Origin of the sequence: Flavobacterium sp. (genome assembly GCF_040402955.1) — a bacterium.
GTDB lineage: Bacteria > Bacteroidota > Bacteroidia > Flavobacteriales > Flavobacteriaceae > Flavobacterium.
In genome coordinates, this window is sequence record NZ_JBBALQ010000018.1 from 1 (window position 1) to 19,768 (window position 19,768).

Sequence of the window (19,768 nt, forward strand, 5' to 3'; positions counted from 1 at the left end):
TCAGGTGGTCACTTTAAATTGGAATTGGGTGGTCAATATCACCGGAATATGCAATTGGACAGAACAAACTGCTAAAAAGTTACGCTTACCAGAATTAACAGAATCTCAACTAATTATTTTAAATAGTACCAGTGAATTTGACGACGAATGGGAAAAAGTACTTTTCAGAAAATGTCAAGGAGATCCTTACATGACTTCCAGAACTTTTCAGTTATCACAATTGTTAAATTATATAGTTGAATTAGTTCCTGAAGGGTTAAATTTTTCAGAAGAAATTTCAAGAATAATTGGATTTAGTGCTGTAACAAGCGTAAATCTTGATGTTGTTGTTAAGCCAATATCAAAAGGAGAAAAAGTCAGATATGATGGTTTTGATGGATTAGCTGAGATTTTAAAAATAAATAAATTTCCAGTAGAATATATTACAAATTTAAAAGGAATTCATGATATCATTCAAAATAAATTTGACAAACTAATCCAAGTAAATTACACTCCAAATTTCATAACCTTTACATGTTTGTTTCCTAAAGGTAGAAGCAAAACTTTTTTGTTTATTAGATTTAAAAAGAATAATATTCAATTTGAATTTTCAGGAAAAACAGTTCAATTAACAAGCGCTTCAGATTTATCAACCGATTTATTGCAACAATTGTTAGACGCTTTTAATAATTTATCAAATACACAAAAATAATCATGTTTGGATTTAAAGGTAAATACGGATTATCATTTTCACTAAGTCGTTTAATAGGACTAGCCGGAGCTAAAAATAGTATCGCACGTAAAACTGGAATTCCAACTACACGTGGTGGTATAGAACGAAAAATTGGTAGAAAAATTATAAACTTATTTTTTAAATAATGCCAAAAACAAATACGTCTCCTAATGGATCTTTAAAATTTGTAATACTCTATTTACTACTTTCTTTTTTTGCTGGATTGGCATTTAGTATTTTAGCTTATAGATCCAGGAAAAAAGGAAAATTTGGATTTGGATGGATGTTTTTAGCGCTTTGTTGTATTTTGTTTTTTGGTCTTTTGGCTTTTAGTTTATTTAAAACATCTAGCGTTAAGGTTGATGTTGGCTGGTATTATTTGGGATTATCAACCTTGGTTTCCAATGCAATAGCAATATTAATAATAATAATTACTTTATTTACGAAACGAAATGGGATTACTACGTGAACTTTTTGACGAGCTGATACCTTTGCCAGATCAAGCAGAATATCATTTTCCAGAGCCTAATTTAAAGGTATCTAAAATGAACTTTGGATATTCAATTTTGAATTTATTTTTTCAAATATTAGATTGTGTATTAGTACCATATATGACCTATTTATTTTTATTTGGAAAACTAAATTTCGGGCTTTTTAATTGGTTTTTTTTAATTGTTGGTATTTCAATTACATTATTTAGTTGGTTTCAATTTATTTACTATTTTGTTAGTCCTCCTGATAATTATGTGAATCCTATATTGGGTAGACTTTTAGGAGAAACAGCAATCGGTTTATTACTAGCTTCTATATTTAGAATTCCTTTAACATCTAGAATAAAATGATACTTAAAAAGAAAAAAACGGAAATCCTTTTAAAAGAAAAAATCGAAGGTGAACAACTCCAACATACGTCAGATTTAAATAAAAATTTAGATATATTTTCTATTAAACTTATTAAAGTTGTAGGGGTAGTAGGCACAATAATAGGCATAGCAATTTTAGTTGCATTTTGGTATTGGGTAATAAAAATGCTTTATAAAATAAATTAATTTTACAATAATTTATTTCATTATACCATTAATTCTTTTTTCAGTTAAAGTAAAACTCCAATTTAATTTGAAGTTGTAAACAAGAATATTTATATTAGTCTTGAAGCAATTGACATTTCCTAACATTTTTTAATTCTATTCTTTTTTAATAAAATAATTTAGAAATGTCGACTTATTTTATAAATAGATTGTTAAATTTGTTAAGTTTGTATATAATAACTTTAAAACCAACTGTTTATGAACGTAAAAAACTACTTTACAATACTTTTTTGTTTTTGTGCTTCTATTATTTTTGCACAACCGCCTGCTTATGTTCCTACGTCAGGCTTACTTGCTTGGTGGGGTATGACTGATGCAACTGACGCAACAAGTAATGGAAACACTTTGACACCTTTTAATCTAACTGCAACAACCGATCGATTTGGAAATGCAAATTCAGCATATTCTTTTAATGGCACTTCGAGTTATTTAACGCGAACAAGTTTCGGACACACCTTTACGCAGGCCGGAAGTTTTTCAGTGTCTATTTGGGTCAAAAAAGCAAATAATACTAGCGGTAATGTTGCCATTATGAGCGGAAGTACAGCCAGTTTGAATTTCATATGGTTGGTTCAATGTGACGCAACTAAGGCTATTTTTGGAACCAACAAACAACAATCTTCATGGTTTTGGACCAATGCAACAACTAATTATGTCCTCAATCAATGGGAACATTATGTAGGTGTTTATTCCGGAAACACGATGACGTTTTACAGAAATGGTGTTTTACAGGGAACTACCACCAATACGCATACGAGTGTGAGCCAAGCTGCTCTTCCGTTCTGGGTTGGTCGTGGGGTTTCAGGAGATTATTTTGCGGGTAGTTTGGATGACATTGGTATTTGGAACCGAGCCATAAATCCTAATGAAGTCGCTATATTATATCAAAGTGCTTTAGGATTGAATGATTTTTCTGCTTCTAAAGTGTACGTATTTCCAAACCCAGCTACAACTATGCTTCAATTGGAAGTTGACGCCCAAAACATTAGAAAAACGTATCAAATTATTGATGAATTGGGAAGAACGGTAAGCACACAAACGATTACAGCCACTTCTTCCGAAGTTTCGGTTGCTGCTTTGAAAACCGGTTTGTACTTTTTGAAAATTGAGGGAGGTTCTCCTATGAAATTTATAAAGAATTAATTTTTGGTTTAATTTAGATCTATTTCTTTTACAGACGATTTTAGTAGTAGTCTAAATTTATAAAAATAAAAAGACCTCTTATGAAAATATGAGGTCTTTTGGTTTGAGTTGTGGAGATAGAAGATTTGTTTTAGAAATTTTGAATACGAGATTGATAAAACATGACCGATTTAACTAACCGCCGAATCCTTTAATAAATTCATTTATTAAAATTGAAAACGCGGCAAATACTTTTGCTACCTGGGTAGGCCAAATTATGAAGCATATAAATAGTATTAAAGCGGTTATTAATATTCTATTCATAATTTTTGAAATTTCTTCAGATGTACTAACTGGATCTTCTGCACCGCAGTTTGGGCATTTATCTTGTGTAGCATATTTAAAGTCACATTTTGAACATTTTGCCATAATTAAAGTTATTTACATTTACTTTTTTGTTTAATATTTTCAATTTTTTCTAATTCACCTTGTAATAAATCTTTTCTATCAATTAATTTGTTATTTAATAAATCTAAGATTGAATTTACTTGTATACAAACTTCTTCATTTTTTTTGTTTTTTGATAGTATTTTATTTTCTAAAAGAAAATTAATTTTTGCCCAGTATAAACAATAATCAACCCAATAATTTTCACCTTCAGATAATTTTAGTAAATTAATTGCAGCATTTATGTCATTATAAATATTTAGCTTATTTTTTTCGAATGATGAAACAGAGTAGGATGAATGTACAATTCTTCGAATATAATTACGAATTGTTGGATCTAATTCAACGCATTTATTAATATCATCCAATGCTTCCTGGTTGTTATTTAAATTAAAGTTTAGATAACTCCTATAATAATAGAGCTCACTGATTGTTGGAAATAATTTTATAATTTCATCTAATGCTTTTAATCTTGCACTTGCCGAGGCCCCTTCAAAATTATAGAAATTATCATAAAACAGTGCAGCTCCATGATATGTTTTATCTTTCTCAATTAAAATTAATTTTATTTGAATATCATCAATATCAAAAAAATGAGGAATTGATTTAAAATATTGATAGTAGAACGGAAGGCTATCGCTATTTTCATAGTAATTTTTTGTTTTTTCAGTATAATCAATATTATATGATTCTAGATTTTCAAAGACATAAAATTTTACTTCGTAAGAAGCATCATTATATGATAGGTCATAAATGGGGTTTTTAGATTCCAATTTTTGTAATGAATTGTCTTTTCTTTTTTCTGTTTCTTTTAGCGCATACTCTTCAAAACTCATTTTTTCTTCTACAGAATTATGAATTATTGATATGGTGCTTTTTGTAAAATTAAGTTTTAGAATTGTAGTCAATGAATTAACTTTTAATTCATTGAATGAGTATATTACATCCCCATTAAGTGTGTCTTTTTTTATGATTACATCTTTAGGTAAATGAATAGGTAAAAATATTCGTGGTGGATCAGTTTCTTTAAAAAATTTATAAATCCCTTGATTATTATAAGCAAAATGATCTGTAAAACCATCTATTTTTTTTAATTCATAGCCATCATATTCGGGATTAAATACATGTAAAAACCCCTCTTTTTCTACTATTAAACTTTTAGTCCACTTATCAGAAACTTTGGCAATAATTGAATCAAAGTCAACATTATATTTGCTATTTGTTTCCTCTAAATCATCAGAATACCGATAAATTATTTTGCCTTTATTGCAATAGGGACTGGTATCGTCTTTACAATTAGTATTTTTTTCAATTTCATAAGGTGCAATTCTACCATAGCCATAAGGGAAATAGGTTTTGTTTGTTTCTAAAAAATCGGCATCACCATAAAAATCAATATTTTGACTATTTATTAAATTTTGGTTTGAAAAATCTAAACTAAATTTGGTTTTCATTTTTCCTTTAACACCAATTAAATTTGGAAACTCAGAATCATCTCCTAGAAGTATTTTATCGTAAGTTTCAAACGGAATTCGGATTGGGCTCCAAGGTTTACTATAAAATGGAAATCCTTTCTCATATATAAGCCATTCTTTATTGCCATTTAAAGTTGTATTTATTGAAATTTTGTATGAAATACAGTTTTGATAATTAATAAAATGATCGGATAACAAAATAGTATTACTGTTGTCATAAATTTTAAACGAACCGTCTTGTAATTTTATTAAATAGTTAATACATTCTGAATAATTTATTTCATAGCCGCCATTAAAAGGCTCTAAAACTTCGAAGTTTTTAATATTATATTTTTCAATGATTTTCTTTTTAACTAAATCTGTTTGAGCAAAAGAAAAATTGATTGATAGTAAAATATAGAAATTCAGAATAAGTTTTTTCATAAATTAGTTTTAAATTATTGTATTGATTTTTGATAATTTAATTTTTAAATCGATTGTTTGTGTTTAGATGTCCAATAATAAATACATTAGTTGAAAAAGTAATTATCAATTCATAAACTGTAAAATCATCACCTAACATTGTAAAAAAATAACCTCTAGCAAAATATATGTTTAAAACTAATAAGAAAACAAATAGACTAATTAAAAATATAAAAATTGATTTTACATAAATTTTATTTGTATTTATTTTCATTACCAATAATAAAGATAAAATCATTGGATACATTGTAAATAAAAATGTAAAAAACCTATCTTCATTATTTATTTCTAAATTTATTATTTTAGTTGTTCTATATAAAAGGATAACAATTAAAGCGAGAAGCAGAAAACATTTCTTTATCGAAACCCATTTTTTTTCTTTCCAATTAACTTCTAAATCAAAATATATATAATCTCTATAATTCATATATTCTTATATTATTGTTTTTTTTGTTTGACTTTAATAAATATAAAATTTGATAGTGAAAGTAAAGTATAAAGTACTATTGAAATTATTAAAGTATTTAAGTAAATTTTCCAAATAGTAAACACATGCATTTGCAATGTCAAATCATTTTGATGATCATGAGTAGGATTGAGATAAATATGAAACTTATAATAATCTTGAATTACAAAAAAACATATAATTAAAGTTACTCCAACTGTAAAAAAGGCTAGGTTAATATATTTCATAATCTTATTTTAATTTAAGTGTTATTATTTCTTCTTCAACATTTTCAGAATCTTCGGATTCAGTTCTAAACCTCAGTAAATATTTACCGTTTTTAATTTTTTTTGCAAACCATTTGAAATCTATGATAACAAAATCTGCTTCAATGTATTCATCTTGATATATAGTTCTATTTTTATCATCAATAATTGCAAAATTTCCATTTCTAGGCAATTCAGGATAAACTTGAACGTTTAATTTGTAGTTTCTATTTATCTCAATGGTTTGATTTTTTGCTCTTAATAAATTGACTCTAATTTCGTCTATCTGTGAAAAGCCTTGATTTGCAAACAATAATAACAAGATTATTTTAAGTATTTCTTCATTTTTTTAAGAATTTTAATTTTTTTTCAAATATCTGTTCTGTTAAAATAAATATCGCAACTGATACCGTAATAAGTAAATCAAACACTATAAAATAGGGGCTATACTTAGGTAAAATATCTTTAGAATAATTGCCTATATAATTATAATTATAGAATAATATATTATTTGCATCAATTATCAAACCAATCATTTGATAGAGATTAATAAATAAAACTATACTAACTCCAATCCCAAGGAACAAATAATATTTAAATGGTACTTTAAAATTAAAATTTTTAACAAAAAAGAAACTTCCAAAAAATATTTGAAATAATAAAAAAATAAACATTGTAAACCTATTTGCAAAATCTACATCATTTATGATAATTATGGATATTCTACCAATAATATCAATTAATAAAAGTGTAAAAAGTAACCATTTCAAATTAAATAAATACTTATTTAATTTTTGTAAATTGCTTAAATTCATTTTTTAAAAACTTTTTTTTCTTTTTTGTATTTAATTTAATTATTGATAAAATTATTTTTTAATACTTTTATAAAAAAATCCATTTTATTCCATTTTGAAAAAAAAATATAAAGACTTAGTTGATTGTGTTCAAAAAACCTTTGGGAGCAATGTAATGTTTTCAAAAGATTGTATACTATTATCAGATGATATTTATGATAATATTCAGGTCAGAATTAGTGCACAGACCCTTAGAAGGTTAATGAATTTTATTGATGATGGCGTGAAAATATCCAATACTTCATTAAATTATCTTGCTGTTTATTGTGGTTATGAAAACTATAAAGATTTCATTAAACTATATAATGATAATACTAAAATAGTAGATTCAAAAGACATAAAATACATAAAATTATTTTATTCAATAAATCCTAAAAACCCTAGTTTAGACGAAAATTATCACAACGCTAGTAAAAATATTGCAAAATTACTACTTAGGGATAATGATTTGTTGAATAGTACTTCTACATTTTTGGCTAAAAATAAATCTGCTCAAATATTTTTTTATGAAAGATTTCCCTTTATAGATGGCTTATCATCAGGATACTCGATTCACTTGTCCAAATATCTTAAAGAAAAAAATAATTATGAATCACAATTATTTGGCATGAGCTTACTCTATTTTGGTTATGCTATGTCAAATAATTCAAAAAGGTCAGATGTTCTTAAATTAATTAATACCATTCCTGAAGAACAAATATATCATCCCTTTCCTTTAGCTAGAAAATTTGCTTCCAATATATTAGAGCATTATTTAAACCAAAACGAATTTGAACTTGAAAAATGGATAAATTTAAGTATTAAAGAGGCTTCAAATATAAGTAAATGGAAAAGAGAATATATAAACTTTCCATATTTTCAATTTATACTTGCTGATGTTTTAAATCTAATTGAAAGGCCACAAGAAGCTAGTGAAGTGCTTGAAATTTGTGAATTGGATTATAAAAGATTACCTGATTTTTCAATGGATGAAGGTTATATTGAGACATTGGACTTGATTAAAGCTATAAATTTGTTTCAATTGGGTAAAGTGTCAGAATCAAAAAGTATATTGAAGAGAATACATTCAAAAGATATAATTTTTATAATGCATGATTATTTCCAAATTCAAAGATTAATAATTGAGTTGAAAATGATAAAAATAAAGTCAAGTAAAAAATATCAATTAAAAGAAACAGAACTGAATCGTCTTATTAACAAAACAAAATTTTATTTCTTTTTAGATTATAATAAAAAATAAAAAGACCTCAAATTTTTATTTGAGGTCTTTTGGTTTTCTGTGGAGTCGGAGAGAATCGAACTCTCGTCCAAACAAGCCATCAAAAAGCGTTCTACATGTTTAGTTTTTGTTTAGATTTTCGACAAAATAGCTTGGCCAAAAACAGCCACTATTCGCTTAACTTTATGAATGTCAGAGTGGATTTAAAGTTTTACCATTCCTAGGTTTATTTTTACCATTCCTCTAAATCAACCGCCACAAACCAAGGCTTTTGAGAGAAATCCAGCTTCCCAACCTGGTTGGGACATGGCATTATCGTACTATAATTCGGATTATGCAGCTAAAGCGTAAGTATTTTCGCCGTTTAAAAAGTGTGTATCATTGATATTAACGAGCCAAAAATACAATGCTCGACATGCTTACTAATTAGTGCCACTTGCTGTCAAAACCAGTCGACCCCATATTCATTTAATATATCAAGTCATGAATACTATACCTTCAAATCAAATGGATGCCAAAATTACAATAAATTATTCAAGCAGAAAAGTTTTACACTCAAAATCAAAAATGTTATATTTGTAAATTAATACAAGTAAATTGTGTTAAAAACATACAAAAAGCCCTAAACCTAAATAAAATGAAATTCGGAATTATTAAAGAAAGAAAATCACCGCCAGACAGAAGAGTGGTGTTTTCTCCATTAGAACTTTTAAAAGTTAAAAAGCAGTTTCCAAATGCTGATTTTAAAATTCAAACCTCAGACATTCGTGTATTTTCAGATTTAGAATATACAGAAAATGGTTTTGAAGTTTCAGAAAACATGGATGATTGTGACGTGCTACTTGGCGTAAAGGAAGTCCCTGTTGAAGCATTAATCCCAAATAAAAAATATTTTTTCTTTTCTCATACAATTAAAAAACAAGCTTATAATAGGGATTTATTACAAGCGTGTATAGATAAAAAAATCGAGTTGTATGACCACGAAACAGTAGTTAATGAAAATAATACACGTTTAATTGGTTTTGGAAGATATGCTGGAATTGTAGGAGCATATAACGGAATTAGAGCCTTCGGGTTAAAATTTGAAATTTTTTCATTACCAAAAGCAGAAACACTAGCCAATCAAGACGCCTTGATTTCTCAACTTAAGAAACCTTTTTTACCGCCAATAAAAATTGTCTTATCAGGAAAAGGAAAAGTAGCTTTTGGTGCCAAAGAAATGTTAGATGGCATGAAAATTAAAGAAGTTTCTGTATCTGATTATCTATCTAAAACGTATACTTATCCAGTGTATACGATGATTGATGTTCAAGATTACAATAGCAATAAGTCAGGCGTTGCTTTTAATAAATCTAAATTTTATTCAAATCCAGAACATTTTACTTCTAATTTTGAACGTTTCACAACTGTATCTGATATTTTTATGGCAGGTCATTTTTATGGCAACGGGGCGCCAGAAATTTTAACACAAGACATGTTAGACGCTCCAAATTGTAAAATTAAAGTGGTTGCTGATATTTCTTGTGACATCGACGGTCCAATAGCCTGTACGTTACGCGCCAGTACTATTGCTAATCCAAATTATGGTTATTTGCCTAGCGAACATAAAGAAGTGGATATGTTTCATCCCAGCGCTATTGTAGTAATGGCAGTAGATAATTTGCCTTGCGAATTGCCAAAAGATGCCAGTGAAGGTTTTGGAGAAATGTTTTTAGAACACGTGGTTCCGGCTTTTTTTAATGGCGATGCTTCAGGTGTTTTAGCTAGAGCTAAAATTACTGAAAATGGAAAACTTACGCCAAGATTTAACTATTTGCAAACGTATTTAGAGGGAGAATAATGATTTAATATAAATTATTACAATTAAGAGAACCTTATAAAATCCAACTATTTCGTTTTCGTTATTTTTTTTTGTTTTTATAATTTAATGACATAAAATTTTTGTTATTTAGCAAACAACTAATCAAACAACTATTAAAAAAAACTATTTACTATGAATTCAGAAAATAAACAAACAAATTACCCAGCTTTATTGACTCTGGTTACAGTCTTCTTTTTTTGGGGATTTGTTGCTGCTTCAAATGGAATATTAATTCCTTTTTGTCAAAATCATTTTAAGCTTACAAATTTTGAATCTCAATTACTTGGTTCAGCTTTTTTTGGTGCATATTTTATAGGTTCATTAATTTTATATTTAGGTTCTGCATTTTTAAAATATGATATTGTAAATAAAGTTGGTTATAAAAAAGCCATTATAATTGGATTATTTATTTCTATTGTTGGAGCTCTAATAATGATACCAAGTACAAATGTAAATTCTTTTGGCTTAATGTTATTATCATTGTTTATTGTGGCATTAGGTTTTTCACTTCAACAAACCGCAGCACAACCTTTTGCAATTTCTTTAGGAGATGAAACAACTGGTGCTCATAGGTTGAATTTTGCAGGTGGAATTAATTCATTAGGAACAACTGTTGGACCTATAATTGTAAGTTATTTTTTATTTGGGAGTTTAACTTCTGAAGTAGAACCATCACCATCAAACATAAATACTTTGTATTTAATTTTAGCTGGTGTGTTCTTATTTGTTGCATTAATATTTATTTTTTCCAAATTGCCTTCTGGAAAAAATGATGAATCTATTGAAAATTCACCAAAAGCCAGTAAAGCCTTAATTGCCATTACTATAGCTATTTTAGGTTTAATATTAATCGGAAATGTGACATCAGTTTCTAAAACAATATTATTGATGCTTTTATTACTATCTATTCTTGGTATTTTAATATATTCAAATAAACTTGCTCTAAAAAATTCGGAAGGTTGGGGTGCAATGAAATATCCTCAATTAGTTTATGGTATGATTGCTATTTTTGTTTATGTTGGAGTTGAAGTTTCAATAGATAATAATTTCGGAGCATTATTAAAAACACCAGGTTATTTGACACCTGATGGATTAAATGATGCGCAAATTTCTAAATACATTTCGTTATATTGGGGAAGTTTAATGATTGGAAGATGGATAGGGGCAATAAGTGTTTTTCAATTAAGTAGAGTACCAAAAATAATCGCTACTATAATTGTACCTTTTATAGCTTTTGGTATTATTTTGTATGCAAACTCATTAAAAGGTACAGATGTTTCAGACTTATATAGTTATTCAATTGTTATTTTAATTGGAATAGTTGCTTTTTTAATGTCAAATGAAAAGCCTGTTAAAACAATGATTTATGTTAGCACATTAGCAATTATTTCTATGCTAATTGGTACATTTACAACCGGGATAGTATCTGTTTTTGCATTTATCTCAGGCGGATTGTTTTGCTCTGTTATGTGGCCTTGTATTTTTGCTTTATCAGTTACAGGATTAGGAAAACATACAAGCCAAGGTTCAGCTTTTTTAATTACTATGATTTTAGGAGGTGCTATTATTCCTCCATTCCAAGGAGCAATTGGAGATTCATGGGATATACATTTTTCTTATTTGATTGCTGCTTTTTGTTTTGCTGGATTATTGATTTTAACATTATTAATTAAAAAATCATTAAAACATCAAAATATTAATATTGATACCATTGAATCTGAAGGAGGTCATTAAAAACGATTCATTCTTAACATAAAAAAAGTCCGCCAGAATTCAAACTCTGACGGACTTTTTTATTAGTATACTGTAATCTAGATTTTAAATATCCCGCCAAAGGCAATCGTACTTTGTAAAAACCAAAAGTTTTGTTGGGCTTTGTCTGCTGTACTGAATGTGGTTCTAATATCATTCATTTCAATATAACCCGTTTTTAATTCGGTTTGAATGAAATAATGTTTGAAAAACGTAAAGGTCAATCCCGCTTTTGCTGAAATACCGAATCCAGACAAGTGAAATTCATCATATCTTTCTTTGGCAAATAATTTGGTGTTGGTTTTAGGTAATAAAACACCTGCACCAAATCCTTCTGATAAATTAATTTGAAATTTATCCGTGTTTGGTAAATTAAACCATTTTGAAATGTCATCTACACGTGTTATTTCTGAATTAATGTAATTTAAACCATCTGTATGTTCAAATGTCAAAAATTTCTCGGTAAGTAACACTTCGTTTCCTGGCAAACTTTCATCAAAAGTGCCTTCATTTGGATAATTTCCGCTAAAAGAAACCACTTTATTTTGAGACATTACGTATTTCATATGATCCACTCCCACAGAAATATTATAATGGTCATTAAAAAAATAACCCATTCTAAAATTGGTTTGTGGAATCGTCATTTTAGTTGGATTTATATAATCAATATGATAGCCTTTTGGTCTGTCGTGAGCTGTAGCGTTTTCTAAAGTAAAATCATAATCAGCACCAGTAAATCTTATATCTGAAGTAGAGTAATAGCCTCTGTTCCCACCCCAGTAAAAAAAGAATTTTCCTTTGTTGTGTGCGGTATATTTTTCGCTTTGTATTGGTAAATCAACTAAGTTTTCAGTTTGTGCAAAACTTGTTATCGTAAGTAAGGCAATTAAAAGTGTTACTATTTTTTTCATTTGGAAAGTTGCTACTTCTATGTATTAAAATTTGTTAATAGTTTGTCTGATGGCTACTAATTTTGTCATTAAACCTTCAAAATAGTCTAAATGTAACATATTTGCACCATCACTTTTTGCATTTGCTGGATCAAAATGGGTTTCAATAAAAATTCCATCTACACCTGTTACAATTCCTGCTTTGGCAATGGTTTCAATCATATCTGGTCTTCCGCCAGTTACGCCACTAGTTTGATTAGGTTGTTGAAGTGAATGCGTTACATCTAAGACAGTAGTTCCAAATTCTTTCATTGTTGGAATGCCTCTGAAATCTACAATCATATCTTGGTAACCAAACATCGTTCCTCTATCGGTAATCATAAAATTATCGTTGCCACAATCTTTTACTTTTTGAGCCGCGTGTTTCATGCTTTCCGGACTCATAAATTGTCCTTTTTTCAAGTTTACTGTTTTACCTGTTTTGGCAGCAGCTACAACTAAATCTGTTTGACGAACTAAAAACGCAGGAATTTGCAAGACATCAACATACGTAGCCGCCATTGCAGCATCTTCGTTGGTATGAATATCTGTTACGGTTGGCACACCAAATTCTTTTGAAACTTTTTCAAGTATTTTTAATGCTTTTTCATCACCAATTCCAGAGAAACTATCAATTCTTGAACGATTTGCTTTTTTAAAACTACCTTTAAAAACAAACGGAATTTGTAAATTATTTGTAATTGTAACTAATTTTTCAGCAATTCGTAAAGCCATTTCTTCACCTTCAATGGCGCAAGGCCCCGCTAAAACGAAAAAATTACCGCTTTTTGTATGTTTAATTTGTGGAATATGGTCTAAGTTCATGTTGTTGAATTTTAAGGTGCAAAGATAACAAAGGTTCGCGTTTTAGTTACTAGAAGTTTCACTTTTTTTAATTATAAATCCTTTTGGACACATTATTTTGCCCTTTTCAAATGTATTGACGTATATTTTTTTATTTGCAGGTTTTCCGTCTAAGTATATTTCATATAACACTAAAGTTCCAGCACCCATTTTATTGTGTTTGCTAGGAAACGGGCAACACGTTTCGGTAATTTTGTAGGTTACTTTTTCGCCGTTTATACCCGTAAAGCTATTAAAAAATCGATTCACGTTTTGGTTGTTGCTGTTTTCATACGTTGAAAAACCTAAATTTATTGGATAAAATTCACTATATCCGTATTGCAAATCGGTGGCTGTTTCTGTTAATTCAAATTGTTCTGCAACAATTTTTGGTATTACAGCTGTGTCATCTATATTTTGAATGGTGTTTTTTGTACTTACACATGACACGCAAAGTACAAGAATGAAACTAAGGAGGCTTAACTTTCTCATTATTATTTATTTTTAGTTTTTACAAGTAATGCTGCTAAAGCTGCAAATATGATACCAAATGATAACGTTCCAAAAGTTGCAAAAATCATATATGCGGTTATGTCAAACATAGCTTGAGCATTTTCTGGTTTCATCCCCTTAGAAACCGAATAGTTTATCATGTTTGTAAAAAAATCAGGATTCACATACTTTAAGGAAAAATATAGAGCAAAGGGTGTTAAAATCATAGCGAAAACAGCTAAAATTACACCAGAAAGTAACCCTTGTTGCCAAGTCATTATGCCATTGAAAAAGTTTTTTTTCTTATCTAATAAAAAAAGAATGTAAATTCCGAATATTAAAATAAATACTAAATTTGTAAATACAGGATGATTGGCAATGTTTGTATCATGAAAACCTAAATATTTTTCTAGTTGAAACCACATAATTCCTAAAAAAGTGCAGTATATTGCCCATTTAAATTCTATTTTAAATTTATTCATTTTTTGTATCTTTGAAGTCGGTTTTAAAAAGTCTGCAACAATAAATAACTTTTTCTAATTGTATTTCAAATGGACTACTTTTTATATTAAATAGTTACAAACGAAATCGAAAACAAATATAGTAATTCATTAAATACTATTTCACAAAATATGGAAGTAATTCAAGGTACCTGGCACTGGGCTATTTCTGGTTTTTTAATCGGACTTATCATGTTGGTTTTAACCTATTTTGGTAAAACCTTTGGCATGTCGTCTAATTTAAGAAATATTTGTAGCATGACATTTGCCAAAAAGAAAATCGAATATTTTGACTTTGATTGGAAGGAACAAAAATGGAACTTATCTGTTGCTTTGGGTGCTGTAGTTGGTGGTTTTATAGCTTCTTATTTTTTGATGGATGCTACAAGTGTACTTCAAATAAATCCAAAAACAATTACTAGTTTACAACAATTAAATATTGATGTCCCTAATGGTAAGTTAGGTCCTGATGCTTTATTTAGTTTAGAAAATGCATTTACATTAAAAGGATTTTTTGTTTTGCTATTTGGTGGGTTTTTAATTGGGTTTGGAACCCCTTACGCAGGTGGTTGTACTTCTGGTCATGCTATTTCTGGGTTAAGCAATTTGCAAATACCTTCTTTAATTGCAGTAATTGGCTTTTTTCTTGGCGGATTAATTTCGGCACATTTTTTAATTCCTTTAATTTTTGGTTCGTAATGAAATTAGTAAAGTTTTTTATAGTTGGGATTGTTTTCGGAATTGTTTTAACTAAAGCGGAAGCCGTTTCTTGGTATAGAATTTATGAAATGTTCATGTTTCAGAGTTTTCATATGTATGGAATTATCGCCACAGCTATATTAGTAGGCATTTGCGGAATTAAATTAATAAAATCAAAAGAAATTCAGGGTTTTAAAGGCGCTGAAATAAATATTCAAGATAAAGATTTTTCGTATTCAAGATATAGTATTGGTGGCACTATGTTTGGATTGGGATGGGGATTGGTAGGTTGTTGTCCAGGTCCGATTTTTATTTTAATAGGAAATGGTGTTTTGTCAATTTGTGTTGTGTTACTAGGCGCTTTATTAGGTACATATATTTATGGGATTTTTAAAAATAAATTACCGCATTAATTTTCTCATAAAATGATAATTATCAGGTTTTTATCTAATAGTATTTTGTAAATTTACTTTATAAAATATTAAAAATGAAAACAATAGTTCATATCCAAAATTTGAAATGCGGCGGTTGTGCCAATACGATTTCAAAAAAATTAAATTCTTTAGATGATGTTTCCGATGTTCTTGTTGAAACAGAGGACAATTCTGTTACTTTTGAATATACAGAAGCACATACTTTAGATGTAGTAAAGTTAGCCTTAGCCGATATTGGTTATCCAGAAGATGGCGAAGCCAATTCGTTAACATCAAAAGCTAAATCGTACGTGAGTTGTGCTTTTGGAAAAATAACTTCTTAAAATATGTTTTATTCTTGTCAATCTGAACTAGTTTCAGATTCTATAATTTATTGCTCGAGATTCTGAAACTAGTTCAGAATGACAAAGTAGCAAAAAAAAATCGACCGATTGGTCGATTTTTTTTATATGATTACTGCACTTAAACCCGCATCTTGCAAGGAAGCACATTGGGGTTTTAACTTCGGTAATTCACCAGTTTTCACAGTACATTGTCCTTTGTAATGAACCAAAATGGCACATTGTTCTGCTTGTTCCCAAGTATGGTCGCAAATTTTAACTAGTGATTCAATAACGTGATCAAAAGTATTTACATCATCGTTATATAAAACAATTTCGTTGTTAACACCAATGGCTTCTTCAACTAATACGTCTTCTAATGTTTCTGTTAATGTATTCATAACTAATGATTTAGTGTAATGCAAAATTACTAATTTTTACTATATTTCAAACCTAACCAATTGTTTCTTTTTTTCTTCGATTCAAAAGTTAGCCCTAAGTTTTCGCAACATTCGTTGATAGCTTCAAAATCTTCTGTATAAAATCCGCTTAATAATAAAACTGAATTGTCATTCATGCAGTTTACATAAGTCGCCATATCGTTTAATAATATATTTCTGTTGATATTGGCAATAAACACATCGTATTTCTGACCGTCATTTAACCAAGATGCATCGCCTTCGTATACTGAAATATGTTTGCAAGTATTACGTTCCGCGTTTTCTATTGAGTTTAAGTAACACCAATTGTCAATATCTACAGCATCAATTGGATATGCACCTTTCATTTCAGCTAAAATGGCTAAAATGGCTGTTCCGCAACCCATATCAATGGTTTTTTTGTTGGTAACGTCTAACTCTAATAGATGTTGAATCATCATGTGCGTAGTTTCGTGATGACCTGTTCCAAAACTCATTTTTGGTTCAATTACGATTTCATATTTGGCATTTGTTGCTGGATGAAATGGTGCACGAACGTGACAAATTCCGTCCACATCAATAGGAGAGAAGTTCTTTTCCCATTCTTCGTTCCAATTTACGGGCTCAATTTCATTGTTTGTGTAAGAAATTTTGAAATTTTCATTCGTAAGAATTTCAATCTCGTTTAAAATATTTTCAGACCAAACGTCTTTTTGAACGTAAGCCGAAACGCCTTCTTCTGTTTCTTCAAAACTTTCAAAAGCGGTATCTTCTAATTGAGCTATTAATATTTGCGAACCCAGTTCAGTCGGTTCAATTGTAAAATGGTATGCGATGTAGGTGTTAGCCATTTGGATTTATTTAAAACTTATATTTTATTCCTTCCTTATATTACAGATGGTTTATATTTTACCATATAAGGAATGTAAGGAAATAGAAGCGCTTTTATTATTTATTAAAATTAATATAATTTAGGAAACTTGCTCGGATTTGCTTCGTGCATCATTTCGTACACTTTTTCAAAAATATCTTCGGCACTTGGTTTAGAAAAATAATCACCATCGGTTCCATAACTTGGGCGGTGAGCCTTAGCGGTTAAGGTTTGCGGTGCGCTATCTAAATGTTGGTACGCGTTTTGATTTTCGATAATTTCTTGTAAAATAAAAGCACTTGCTCCACCAGGAACATCTTCATCAATTACTAATAAACGGTTTGTTTTAGCTACTGATTTTACTATATCGTGCGAAATATCAAAAGGCAATAAACTCTGAATATCAATAATTTCAGCATCAATTCCGTTTTCTAATAATTCTTTTGCTGCTTGTTCTACAATTCTTAACGTAGAACCGTATGAAACTAACGTAATGTCTTTTCCTTCTTTGATGGTTTCTACCACACCAATTGGCGTTTGAAATTCCCCTAAGTTGGTTGGCATTTTTTCTTTTAAACGGTAGCCATTTAAACATTCAATTACTAAAGCAGGTTCGTCGGTTTTTAATAAGGTATTATAAAATCCTGCGGCTTTTGTCATATTTCTTGGTACCAAAACGTGAATTCCACGAATGGCATTAATAATCATTCCCATTGGAGAACCTGAATGCCAAATACCTTCTAAACGGTGACCACGAGTTCTTATAATTAAAGGTGCTTTTTGGCGACCATGCGTTCTATATTGTAAAGTAGCTAAATCGTCACTCATAATCTGAATGGCGTATAACAAATAATCTAAATATTGAATTTCAGCAATCGGACGTAAACCACGCATCGCCATTCCGATACCTTGACCTAAAATAGTGGCTTCACGAATTCCTGCATCTGAAACACGCATTTCGCCATATTTTTCTTGCATGCCTTCTAAACCTTGGTTTACATCACCAATATTTCCTGCATCTTCACCAAAAATCAAAGTTTCTGGAAAGGTTGCGAAAATTTTATCGAAGTTATCTCTTAAAATTAATCGTGCATCTACTTCTTCGGCAGTTTCATCGAAAATTGGTTTTACTTCAGTAGTTGAAGCACTATTTTGATTTGATTCTGAATGTAAATGCGAACTGTATTTAGGTTGAATACGCGCAATAAAATTTGAAATATAAGTTGCTAAAGTCGCTCTGTCTGATCCAGAGAGCATTCTTAGTGCTTTTCTAGCCACTACTAATAAATCTTTTCTAATTGGTTCTTTTATCGCAGCAATATCATTGGCGTATTTTTCAATAAAAACTTTATTTTCAGAGTTTTGTGCGACTTGATTTAAAATGGCAACAGTTGCCACTTGGTCTTCTTTTATGGTTAATAAATAATTTGCCCAAGCTTCTTTTTTACCTTCTAAAACTTCTTTTTTAGATGCTTTTTCAATATCGTCTAATTCTTCTAAAGTAGCAATATTGTTTTCTATCATCCATTTTTTCATTTGCGCATTACAGTCAAATTCTATTTCCCAAGCCAAACGATCCGCGGTTTTGTATCGCTCATGTGAACCTGAAGTAGAATGCCCTTGTGGTTGCGTTAATTCGTTTACGTGAATTAAAATTGGCACATGTTCTGTTCTGGCAATTTCAGATGCTTTTTGATAGGTGTCAACTAACGCTGGGTAATCCCAACCTTTTACACGGAAAATTTCGTACCCGTTGTTTGCTTCATCACGTTGTAATCCTTTTAATATTTCGGATATGTTTTCTTTTGTAGTTTGATATTTGGCGTGTACAGAAATTCCGTAATCATCATCCCAAACACTCATTACCATTGGAACTTGCAACACTCCGGCAGCGTTTATGGTTTCAAAAAACAACCCTTCTGATGTAGATGCATTTCCAATTGTTCCCCATGCGACTTCGTTTCCTTGGACTGAAAAATTATTTTCAGCAGGAATTTCAGTTACATTTCTATATATTTTTGAAGCTTGTGCCAAACCTAATAAACGAGGCATTTGCCCAGCAGTAGGAGAGATGTCGGCACTTGAATTTTTTTGTTGGGTTAAATTTTTCCAATTTCCATTTTCGTCTAACGAGTGTGTAGCAAAATGCCCACCCATTTGACGACCAGCACTCATCGGATCAAAATTAATATCGGCATGCCCATATAATCCTGCGAAAAACTGAACAATTGACAATTCGCCAATGGCCATCATAAACGTTTGGTCACGGTAATATCCTGAACGAAAATCACCATTTTGAAAGGCTTTGGCTAAAGCCAATTGTGGCACTTCTTTACCATCTCCAAAAATACCAAATTTAGCTTTTCCTGTTAGTACTTCTTTTCGTCCCAAAAGACTGCATTCTCGACTAACGGATGCGATTTTGAAATCGTGTAAAACTTCTTTTTTGAAATCTTCGAAAGATAATACGTCTGCATTTTTAGTTTTGCTCATAATACTACATTGCTATGTTACAAATTTAAACAAAAAAACGAAATGTTACTATGTAATGGATATTTT

Annotated in this window: 23 protein-coding genes and 1 other RNA gene; 12 read left to right on the top strand and 12 right to left on the bottom strand. The window is 29.6% G+C overall.

Going from position 1 to position 19,768, the window contains the following annotated elements:
• From ABWP78_RS07710 to ABWP78_RS07735, 6 genes are all read left to right on the top strand, one after another.
• Positions 1 to 691, top strand: a 691-nt coding sequence (locus ABWP78_RS07710; protein ID WP_353170283.1) for a hypothetical protein, incomplete at its 5' end; no start/stop codon positions are given.
• 2 nt (positions 692 to 693) lie between these two features.
• Positions 694 to 858: a hypothetical protein gene (locus tag ABWP78_RS07715; RefSeq protein WP_353170285.1), complete on the top strand. Its 165-nt coding sequence runs from the start codon at positions 694 to 696 to the stop codon at positions 856 to 858.
• On the top strand, positions 858 to 1,181 hold the full coding sequence (locus ABWP78_RS07720) for a hypothetical protein (protein WP_353170286.1): 324 nt from the start codon (positions 858 to 860) through the stop codon (positions 1,179 to 1,181). Before ABWP78_RS07715 ends, ABWP78_RS07720 begins: the two co-directional genes overlap by 1 nt.
• Complete coding sequence (locus ABWP78_RS07725; protein ID WP_353170287.1) at positions 1,165 to 1,554, top strand: hypothetical protein; 390 nt, start codon at positions 1,165 to 1,167, stop codon at positions 1,552 to 1,554. Before ABWP78_RS07720 ends, ABWP78_RS07725 begins: the two co-directional genes overlap by 17 nt.
• Positions 1,551 to 1,760: a hypothetical protein gene (locus ABWP78_RS07730; protein WP_353170288.1), complete on the top strand. Its 210-nt coding sequence runs from the start codon at positions 1,551 to 1,553 to the stop codon at positions 1,758 to 1,760. The genes ABWP78_RS07725 and ABWP78_RS07730 overlap by 4 nt, the downstream gene beginning before the upstream one ends.
• 237 nt (positions 1,761 to 1,997) lie before the next feature.
• Positions 1,998 to 2,942 carry a LamG-like jellyroll fold domain-containing protein gene (locus ABWP78_RS07735; RefSeq protein ID WP_353170290.1) on the top strand — a complete coding sequence of 315 codons (945 nt, stop codon included), beginning with the start codon at positions 1,998 to 2,000 and terminating at the stop codon, positions 2,940 to 2,942.
• Between the two features lie 174 nt (positions 2,943 to 3,116).
• Here ABWP78_RS07735 and ABWP78_RS07740 read toward each other — a convergent pair whose 3' ends face one another.
• From ABWP78_RS07740 to ABWP78_RS07755, 4 genes are all read right to left on the bottom strand, one after another.
• Positions 3,117 to 3,350 carry a hypothetical protein gene (locus tag ABWP78_RS07740; RefSeq protein ID WP_353170292.1) on the bottom strand — a complete coding sequence of 78 codons (234 nt, stop codon included), beginning with the start codon at positions 3,348 to 3,350 and terminating at the stop codon, positions 3,117 to 3,119.
• Positions 3,351 to 3,358: 8 nt separating this feature from the next.
• Positions 3,359 to 5,266, bottom strand: a complete 1,908-nt coding sequence (locus ABWP78_RS07745; protein WP_353170294.1) for a hypothetical protein — start codon at positions 5,264 to 5,266, stop codon at positions 3,359 to 3,361.
• Positions 5,267 to 6,002: 736 nt separating this feature from the next.
• Positions 6,003 to 6,329: a hypothetical protein gene (locus tag ABWP78_RS07750; RefSeq protein ID WP_353170295.1), complete on the bottom strand. Its 327-nt coding sequence runs from the start codon at positions 6,327 to 6,329 to the stop codon at positions 6,003 to 6,005.
• A 28-nt stretch (positions 6,330 to 6,357) separates the two neighbouring features.
• Positions 6,358 to 6,831: a hypothetical protein gene (locus ABWP78_RS07755; protein ID WP_353170297.1), complete on the bottom strand. Its 474-nt coding sequence runs from the start codon at positions 6,829 to 6,831 to the stop codon at positions 6,358 to 6,360.
• A 94-nt stretch (positions 6,832 to 6,925) separates the two neighbouring features.
• Between ABWP78_RS07755 and ABWP78_RS07760 the strand changes: the two genes are divergently transcribed.
• On the top strand, positions 6,926 to 8,110 hold the full coding sequence (locus ABWP78_RS07760; RefSeq protein WP_353170299.1) for a hypothetical protein: 1,185 nt from the start codon (positions 6,926 to 6,928) through the stop codon (positions 8,108 to 8,110).
• A 37-nt stretch (positions 8,111 to 8,147) separates the two neighbouring features.
• Here the strand turns inward: ABWP78_RS07760 and ssrA are convergent.
• Positions 8,148 to 8,549: a transfer-messenger RNA gene (gene ssrA, locus ABWP78_RS07765) on the bottom strand.
• 177 nt (positions 8,550 to 8,726) lie between these two features.
• On the opposite strand from ssrA, the gene ABWP78_RS07770 reads away from it, so the two are divergent.
• Entirely contained in the window at positions 8,727 to 9,929 is a 1,203-nt protein-coding gene (locus ABWP78_RS07770; RefSeq protein WP_353170301.1) for an NAD(P)-dependent oxidoreductase, read from the top strand.
• Between the two features lie 153 nt (positions 9,930 to 10,082).
• Entirely contained in the window at positions 10,083 to 11,684 is a 1,602-nt protein-coding gene (locus ABWP78_RS07775) for an MFS transporter (protein WP_353170303.1), read from the top strand.
• 77 nt (positions 11,685 to 11,761) lie between these two features.
• Here ABWP78_RS07775 and ABWP78_RS07780 read toward each other — a convergent pair whose 3' ends face one another.
• The 4 genes from ABWP78_RS07780 to ABWP78_RS07795 are packed head-to-tail and all read right to left on the bottom strand — an operon-like array spanning position 11,762 to position 14,448.
• A complete protein-coding gene (locus tag ABWP78_RS07780; protein ID WP_353170304.1) occupies positions 11,762 to 12,613 on the bottom strand; it encodes a hypothetical protein in 852 nt (283 codons plus the stop codon).
• Between the two features lie 24 nt (positions 12,614 to 12,637).
• Complete coding sequence (gene kdsA / locus ABWP78_RS07785) at positions 12,638 to 13,456, bottom strand: 3-deoxy-8-phosphooctulonate synthase (protein ID WP_353170306.1); 819 nt, start codon at positions 13,454 to 13,456, stop codon at positions 12,638 to 12,640.
• A 42-nt stretch (positions 13,457 to 13,498) separates the two neighbouring features.
• On the bottom strand, positions 13,499 to 13,966 hold the full coding sequence (locus tag ABWP78_RS07790; RefSeq protein WP_353170308.1) for a 2-dehydro-3-deoxyphosphooctonate aldolase: 468 nt from the start codon (positions 13,964 to 13,966) through the stop codon (positions 13,499 to 13,501).
• Between the two features lie 2 nt (positions 13,967 to 13,968).
• On the bottom strand, positions 13,969 to 14,448 hold the full coding sequence (locus ABWP78_RS07795; RefSeq protein WP_353170309.1) for a DUF4199 domain-containing protein: 480 nt from the start codon (positions 14,446 to 14,448) through the stop codon (positions 13,969 to 13,971).
• Positions 14,449 to 14,598: 150 nt separating this feature from the next.
• On the opposite strand from ABWP78_RS07795, the gene ABWP78_RS07800 reads away from it, so the two are divergent.
• The 3 genes from ABWP78_RS07800 (at position 14,599) to ABWP78_RS07810 (ending at position 15,922) form a co-directional block, all read left to right on the top strand.
• Positions 14,599 to 15,165, top strand: coding sequence for a YeeE/YedE family protein (locus ABWP78_RS07800; protein WP_353170310.1), 567 nt, complete (start codon positions 14,599 to 14,601; stop codon positions 15,163 to 15,165).
• A complete protein-coding gene (locus ABWP78_RS07805; protein ID WP_353170312.1) occupies positions 15,165 to 15,578 on the top strand; it encodes a DUF6691 family protein in 414 nt (137 codons plus the stop codon). Before ABWP78_RS07800 ends, ABWP78_RS07805 begins: the two co-directional genes overlap by 1 nt.
• 74 nt (positions 15,579 to 15,652) lie before the next feature.
• Positions 15,653 to 15,922, top strand: a complete 270-nt coding sequence (locus tag ABWP78_RS07810) for a heavy-metal-associated domain-containing protein (protein WP_353170314.1) — start codon at positions 15,653 to 15,655, stop codon at positions 15,920 to 15,922.
• A 122-nt stretch (positions 15,923 to 16,044) separates the two neighbouring features.
• Here ABWP78_RS07810 and ABWP78_RS07815 read toward each other — a convergent pair whose 3' ends face one another.
• From ABWP78_RS07815 to ABWP78_RS07825, 3 genes are all read right to left on the bottom strand, one after another.
• Positions 16,045 to 16,320, bottom strand: coding sequence for an ATP-dependent Clp protease adaptor ClpS (locus ABWP78_RS07815; RefSeq protein ID WP_353170316.1), 276 nt, complete (start codon positions 16,318 to 16,320; stop codon positions 16,045 to 16,047).
• A 29-nt stretch (positions 16,321 to 16,349) separates the two neighbouring features.
• Complete coding sequence (prmA, locus tag ABWP78_RS07820; RefSeq protein WP_353170318.1) at positions 16,350 to 17,189, bottom strand: 50S ribosomal protein L11 methyltransferase; 840 nt, start codon at positions 17,187 to 17,189, stop codon at positions 16,350 to 16,352.
• 110 nt (positions 17,190 to 17,299) lie between these two features.
• Positions 17,300 to 19,702: an alpha-ketoacid dehydrogenase subunit alpha/beta gene (locus ABWP78_RS07825; RefSeq protein WP_353170320.1), complete on the bottom strand. Its 2,403-nt coding sequence runs from the start codon at positions 19,700 to 19,702 to the stop codon at positions 17,300 to 17,302.
• Between the last annotated feature and the right edge of the window lie 66 nt (positions 19,703 to 19,768).